Raw genomic sequence first — 5720 nt, 5'->3', positions numbered from 1 at the left:
GAGCCCTTGAAGTCGAATCGCGTCGAAATCTCTTTGTTGGCCTGTTCCACGGCGTTCTTCACTTCCACCATGTTGGCTTCGCATACCACGTCAAACGACGGCATCGTGTTCTCCTTGCAGACTTGAATCCGGGTTCCTGCGGCATCCCCATCCGGGGGCACCACACGCCATGGCTCTTATAATTCCAGCTTTCCCAGCCACACCTGCGCCATGGCGTTGCTCGATACGCATTATCCCCTAGGCCGGCACAACACGTTCCGTTTTGAGGCCGCCGCCCGCTACGCCGCGCACGTGCGCACGCCGGAAGACATCCCCGCCGCGCTGGCCGACCCGCGCGTGCAGGGCCTGCCCGTGCTGGTGCTGGGCGGCGGCAGCAACGTCGTGCTCACGCGCGATTTCGATGGCCTGGTGCTGCTGATGGAGATCCCGGGCATCACCACCGGCCAGGCCACGCTCGATGGTCGCGACGTGCACACCGTCACCGCCGGTGGCGGCGAATCGTGGCACGGCCTGGTCGCGCACACCGTCGCCAACGGCTTGCCTGGGCTGGAAAACCTCGCGCTGATCCCGGGCACGGTGGGCGCGGCGCCCATCCAGAACATCGGCGCGTACGGCATCGAGATCAAGGATCGTTTCCACTCGCTGCGCGCGTACGACCGCCACGCCGGCGAGTTCGTCACGCTCAATGCCGCCGATTGCGCCTTCGGCTATCGCGACAGCCTCTTCAAGCGTGCCGGCGCAAATCGCTTCATCATCACCGAGGTGACCTTTGCGCTGCCCGCCGACTGGCAGCCCGACACGCACTACGCTGAGCTGGCACGCGAGCTGGCCGCACAGAACATCGCCACGCCGACCGCGCAGGACATCTTCGACGCGGTGGTCACCATCCGCCGCCGCAAGCTGCCGGACCCCGCCGAGATCGGCAACGCGGGCAGCTTCTTCAAGAACCCCATCGTCGATGCCGCCACGCGCGATGCGTTGGCCGAGCGTTTCCCCAATCTGGTCGGCTACGTGCAACCGGACGGCAGCTACAAGCTCGCCGCCGGCTGGCTGATCGACCAGTGCGGCTTCAAGGGCCGCACATCCGGGGAAGGCGGCGCGGTGGGCGTGTATGAGAAACAGGCGCTGGTGCTGGTGCACCGGGGCGGCGGCAGCGCTGTCCAACTGATGACGCTGGCGCGCGAGATCCAGGACACCGTCCATGCGCGCTTTGGGGTGCGCATCGAGCCGGAACCGGTGGTGATCTGACCGATCGTCCTTTGGGCGGGTTCTTTGGCCTAAAATGGCAGGTTCGACCCTAGACCACACCTTTTGCGTTCCCTTTCATGACCACCGAAACCATCGACGGCGTCCGCCTGACCACCAAAGCCAATGTGTACTTTGACGGCAAGTGCGTCAGCCATGGCTTTACCCTGCCTGACGGCACCAAGAAGTCCGTGGGCGTGGTGCTGCCGGCCACGCTGACCTTCGGCACGGCCGCCGCCGAGATCATGGAATGCGTGGGCGGTGCGTGCGAATACAAGCTCGACGGCAGCGGCGAATGGAAGACCTCCGGCCCGGGTGAAAGCTTCCAGGTTCCCGCCAACTCCAAGTTCGATATTCGCGTGACCGAGGCCTACCACTACATCTGCCACTACGCCTGAACCTGTCCATGATCCTACTGCGCGACCCGATCTTGAGCCTGCGATACTCGCCGTACCCATGTACGGCTGCGTTTCTCGACTCAACCTCGGGCCGCTCGCTACGGATCCTGAACAGGTTCCAAGAACTGAAAGACTGAAGAGAAAGATTATGGAAACCATCCTGCAACACGTTCCCGTCGGCCAGAAGGTCGGCATTGCCTTCTCCGGTGGCCTGGACACCAGCGCGGCCCTGCGCTGGATGAAGAACAAGGGCGCCCTGCCCTATGCCTACACCGCCAATCTCGGCCAGCCCGACGAGGAAGACTACGATGCCATCCCGCGCAAGGCGATGGAGTACGGTGCAGAGAAGGCTCGCCTGATCGACTGCCGCGCCCAGCTGGCGAATGAAGGCATCGCCGCCATCCAGGCCGGCGCCTTCCACATCTCGACCGGCGGCATCACCTACTTCAACACCACGCCGCTGGGCCGCGCCGTGACCGGCACCATGCTGGTGGCCGCCATGAAGGAAGACGACGTCAACATCTGGGGCGACGGCTCGACCTTCAAGGGCAACGACATCGAGCGCTTCTACCGCTACGGCCTGCTGACCAACCCGGCCTTGAAGATCTACAAGCCCTGGCTGGACCAGACCTTCATCGACGAGCTGGGCGGTCGCGCCGAGATGTCGGCGTTCATGACGAAGGAAGGCTTCGGCTACAAGATGAGCGCCGAAAAGGCCTACTCCACCGATTCCAACATGCTGGGCGCCACCCACGAGGCCAAGGATCTGGAGCACCTGAACAGCGGCATCCGCATCGTCAACCCGATCATGGGCGTGGCGTTCTGGAAGCCGGAAGTCGAGGTCAAGGCCGAGGAAGTGTCGATCACCTTCGACGAAGGCCGCCCTGTAGCCGTCAACGGCCGCGAAATCGCCGACCCGGTGGAAATGTTCCTCGAGCTGAACCGCATCGGCGGCCGCCACGGCCTGGGCATGAGCGACCAGATCGAAAACCGCATCATCGAAGCCAAGAGCCGCGGCATCTACGAAGCCCCCGGCATGGCGCTGCTGCACATCGCCTATGAGCGCCTGGTCACCGGCATCCACAACGAAGACACCATCGAGCAGTACCGCATCAACGGCCTGCGCCTGGGCCGCCTGCTGTACCAGGGCCGCTGGTTCGACCCGCAGGCCATCATGCTGCGCGAAACCGCACAGCGCTGGGTGGCCCGCGCCGTGACCGGCACCGTGACGCTGGAGCTGCGCCGCGGCAACGACTACTCGATCCTGAACACCGAGTCGGACAACCTGACCTACGCGCCCGAGCGCCTGTCGATGGAAAAGGTCGAGGACGCACCGTTCAGCCCGGCCGACCGCATCGGCCAACTGACCATGCGCAACCTGGACCTGATGGACACCCGCGACAAGCTGGCCATCTACTCCAAGGCCGGCCTGCTGTCCCTGGGCACCAGCACCGCGCTGCCCCAGCTCGGCGGCGACAAGAAATAACGGCTGCCACGCCGCTTCAAGGCAAAAAAAGGCCGCTCCGACGTCAATCGGAGCGGCCTTTTTTCATGGCCTCAGACCCGCTTCGAGTCTGATCAAGCGGATCTCAATACCGGCCGCAGAGCAGGTATTCCATCAGCGCCTTCTGCACGTGCAGGCGATTCTCGGCCTCTTCCCACACCACGCTCTGCTTGCCGTCGATGACGGCCGCCTCGACCTCCTCGCCGCGGTGAGCAGGCAGGCAGTGCATGAACAGCGCATCGGGCTGCGCGCGCTGCATCATCGCCTCGGTCACCATCCAGTCGCCGAAGGCCTTCTTGCGCGCTTCGTTCTCGGCCTCGTAACCCATGCTGGTCCACACGTCGGTGGTCACGAGGTGGGCGCCTGCGCAGGCTTCCAGCGGGTTCTCGAAGACGTGGACGAACGGGCGGCTGGAATCGGCCACCATGGCCGGATCGAGCTGGTAGCCCTTGGGCGCGGAGAAATGGAAATTGAAGCCGAGGATCTCGGCCGCCTGGATCCAGGTGTACGCCATGTTGTTGGCGTCCCCAACCCAGGTGACGGTCTTGCCCTGGATCGGGCCACGCAGCTCGATGAAGGTGAAGATGTCGGCCAGCACCTGGCACGGGTGGTATTCGTTGGTCAGCCCGTTGATGACCGGCACGCGCGAATGCGCGGCAAAGCGCTCGATGATCTCCTGCCCGAAGGTGCGGATCATGATGATGTCGGTCATGCGGGAGATGACCTGCGCCGCGTCTTCGATCGGCTCGCCGCGCCCGAGCTGGGAGTCACGCGTGTTGAGGAAGACCGCATGGCCGCCGAGCTGATGGATGCCGGCTTCGAACGAGAGGCGCGTCCGCGTGGAATTCTTCTCGAAGATCATGGCCAGCGTGCGGTCGTGCAGCGGGTGCCATGTCTCGTAGTTCTTGAACTTGGCCTTGAGGATCTTGGAACGGTCCAGCAGGTACTCGTACTCTTCCAGCGAAAAGTCCTTGAACTGCAGGTAGTGCTTGATCGAGCTTGGTGGGTTCATAAAACAACGAAGGCGGCCCGCAGATGGCGCTCCATGGTAGTGACCATTCCGCGCCGCCCTAGCCGCCTTGCCTGATGTCGATTCAATCCATCATACGGGATCGCCGCCAGTTTGGCGAGTTTCGCCCCGGAGCATCCTTGGCTAGCACAAAGGCGCCGCTGAAAGGCGGATGAAAGTCTTATATAAGATATAATACTGGCTGTCCTGGAGGCCCCAACTGCCCGCAAACCGGCGCCGAACATCAGTTCAGCCGATTCACGAGCCCGCAACCAGGCCAGCGCATCATCGCACCACAAGTGCACCCCACTCGAACGTTGCGGCACCCGCGCGGTCGAAGCCGTTTGCAAATCTCCACAGCCCCACGCAGTCCATGGCAGCCAACCCTCGCCAATTCTTTATCCAGGGCGTCACCCGTGACGGAAAAACCTTCCGCCCGAGCGACTGGGCCGACCGGCTGTGCGGTGTCATGGCGCAGTTCCGCCCCGAGGGTGACACCGGAGACCCCCGCTTCACCTACTCCCCTTACGTGCGCCCCGTCATGTCGGGTGGCATCAGGAGCGTCTTCGTCGACGAGCGCCTGCGCGAGATCGAACCCAAGGCGCTGGACTTCGTGCTGAACTTCGCGCACGACAACAACCTGCAGCTGGTGGAAGCCTGCATCCTGCCGGAAGCTGGCGCGCCGGCAAAAAATTGAGTCCGCATTGACCACGCGCCGTGTGCAATCCGGCGCGCCAAAAGCAAAAAGCCTGTCCGAAGACAGGCTTTTATCATGTCGGTGCGCGACGATCGATTGTCACGCCATGCCGGCCAGGCCGGCATCACCCGAACTTAGGCAGCCATTGCCTTGATGGCAGCGGACAGACGCGACTTGGCGCGTGCAGCCTTGTTCTTGTGGACCATCTTCTTGTCAGCAATGCTGTCGATCGTGCTCTGGGCCTTCTTGAACACTTCGGCAGCGGCTGCCTTGTCGCCACCGTCGATGGCCTTGCGAACGGCCTTGATGGCGGTGCGCAGACGCGAGCGCAGTGCCGAGTTGTGCGCGTTCAGAACGACGGCTTGGCGTGCGCGCTTGCGTGCTTGTGCGGTGTTTGCCATGGAAAATTTCCTGAAGAAAACTGTTGCAAGCGCCCCGGGAGACACGGAAGGCCGAAGCGCGCGAATGCGTGAGAAACGGCAATTATACGCAGATTTCCAGCCCGGATGCAAACCGTGTTGTGAAATCGCCCGGACGGCGTTGCATTGCGACCTGTGCTGCACTTTTAGGCATGTGGCGGGGCGGTCCCTATAATACGGCCGCAATTGCGCCACACCGTTACGCCAGCCGCGAACCCCGCATGGCGTCGCCGGTCTGACCGATCGCCCCATCGCTTGCCAAGGGGCGGCGCCCAACCAAGCATTCATCTTGAATCTGCTCAAAACCCTCGCCACGATCAGCGGCCTGACGATGCTCTCGCGCATCACCGGCCTCATCCGCGAAACGCTGATCGCCCGCGCCTTCGGCGCCTCGGTCTACACCGACGCCTTCAACGTCGCCTTCCGCATCCCCAACCTGCTGCGCCGG

The 5720-nt window shown here is 63.3% G+C and carries 8 protein-coding genes; 5 read left to right on the top strand and 3 right to left on the bottom strand.

What is annotated here, in order from left to right:
• Window positions 1-104 (bottom strand): DUF520 family protein (locus QZ609_RS23885; protein ID WP_295500159.1); only part of this gene is annotated, 104 nt, incomplete at its 3' end.
• 106 nt (window positions 105-210) lie between these two features.
• Between QZ609_RS23885 and murB the strand changes: the two genes are divergently transcribed.
• The 3 genes from murB to argG all read left to right on the top strand — a co-directional run bounded on the left by murB (window position 211) and on the right by argG (window position 3129).
• On the top strand, window positions 211-1248 hold the full coding sequence (gene murB / locus QZ609_RS23880; protein ID WP_295500152.1) for a UDP-N-acetylmuramate dehydrogenase: 1038 nt from the start codon (window positions 211-213) through the stop codon (window positions 1246-1248).
• Window positions 1249-1325: 77 nt separating this feature from the next.
• Window positions 1326-1643, top strand: a complete 318-nt coding sequence (locus tag QZ609_RS23875; RefSeq protein WP_295500150.1) for a pyrimidine/purine nucleoside phosphorylase — start codon at window positions 1326-1328, stop codon at window positions 1641-1643.
• A gap of 148 nt (window positions 1644-1791) precedes the next feature.
• On the top strand, window positions 1792-3129 hold the full coding sequence (gene argG / locus QZ609_RS23870) for an argininosuccinate synthase (RefSeq protein ID WP_295500147.1): 1338 nt from the start codon (window positions 1792-1794) through the stop codon (window positions 3127-3129).
• Between the two features lie 103 nt (window positions 3130-3232).
• Here the strand turns inward: argG and argF are convergent, their stop codons facing one another.
• A complete protein-coding gene (argF, locus tag QZ609_RS23865) occupies window positions 3233-4159 on the bottom strand; it encodes an ornithine carbamoyltransferase (RefSeq protein WP_295500145.1) in 927 nt (308 codons plus the stop codon).
• Between the two features lie 370 nt (window positions 4160-4529).
• Here argF and QZ609_RS23860 point away from each other — a divergent pair, with 370 nt between their 5' ends.
• Complete coding sequence (locus QZ609_RS23860; protein WP_295500143.1) at window positions 4530-4853, top strand: DUF3579 domain-containing protein; 324 nt, start codon at window positions 4530-4532, stop codon at window positions 4851-4853.
• 134 nt (window positions 4854-4987) lie between these two features.
• On the opposite strand, the gene rpsT is transcribed toward QZ609_RS23860, so the two are convergent.
• Window positions 4988-5254 (bottom strand): 30S ribosomal protein S20, encoded by a 267-nt coding sequence (gene rpsT / locus QZ609_RS23855; RefSeq protein WP_295500141.1) that lies wholly within the window; start codon window positions 5252-5254, stop codon window positions 4988-4990.
• 307 nt (window positions 5255-5561) lie between these two features.
• Here rpsT and QZ609_RS23850 point away from each other — a divergent pair.
• The coding region (locus QZ609_RS23850) for a lipid II flippase MurJ (protein WP_295500156.1) at window positions 5562-5720 on the top strand (159 nt) is incomplete at its 3' end.

Origin of the sequence: uncultured Ralstonia sp. (genome assembly GCA_913056305.1) — a bacterium.
Taxonomy (GTDB): Bacteria; Pseudomonadota; Gammaproteobacteria; order Burkholderiales; family Burkholderiaceae; genus Ralstonia.
Note: the sequence above shows the minus strand (reverse complement) of the source record. Positions and strands in the feature narration are given on the sequence as shown.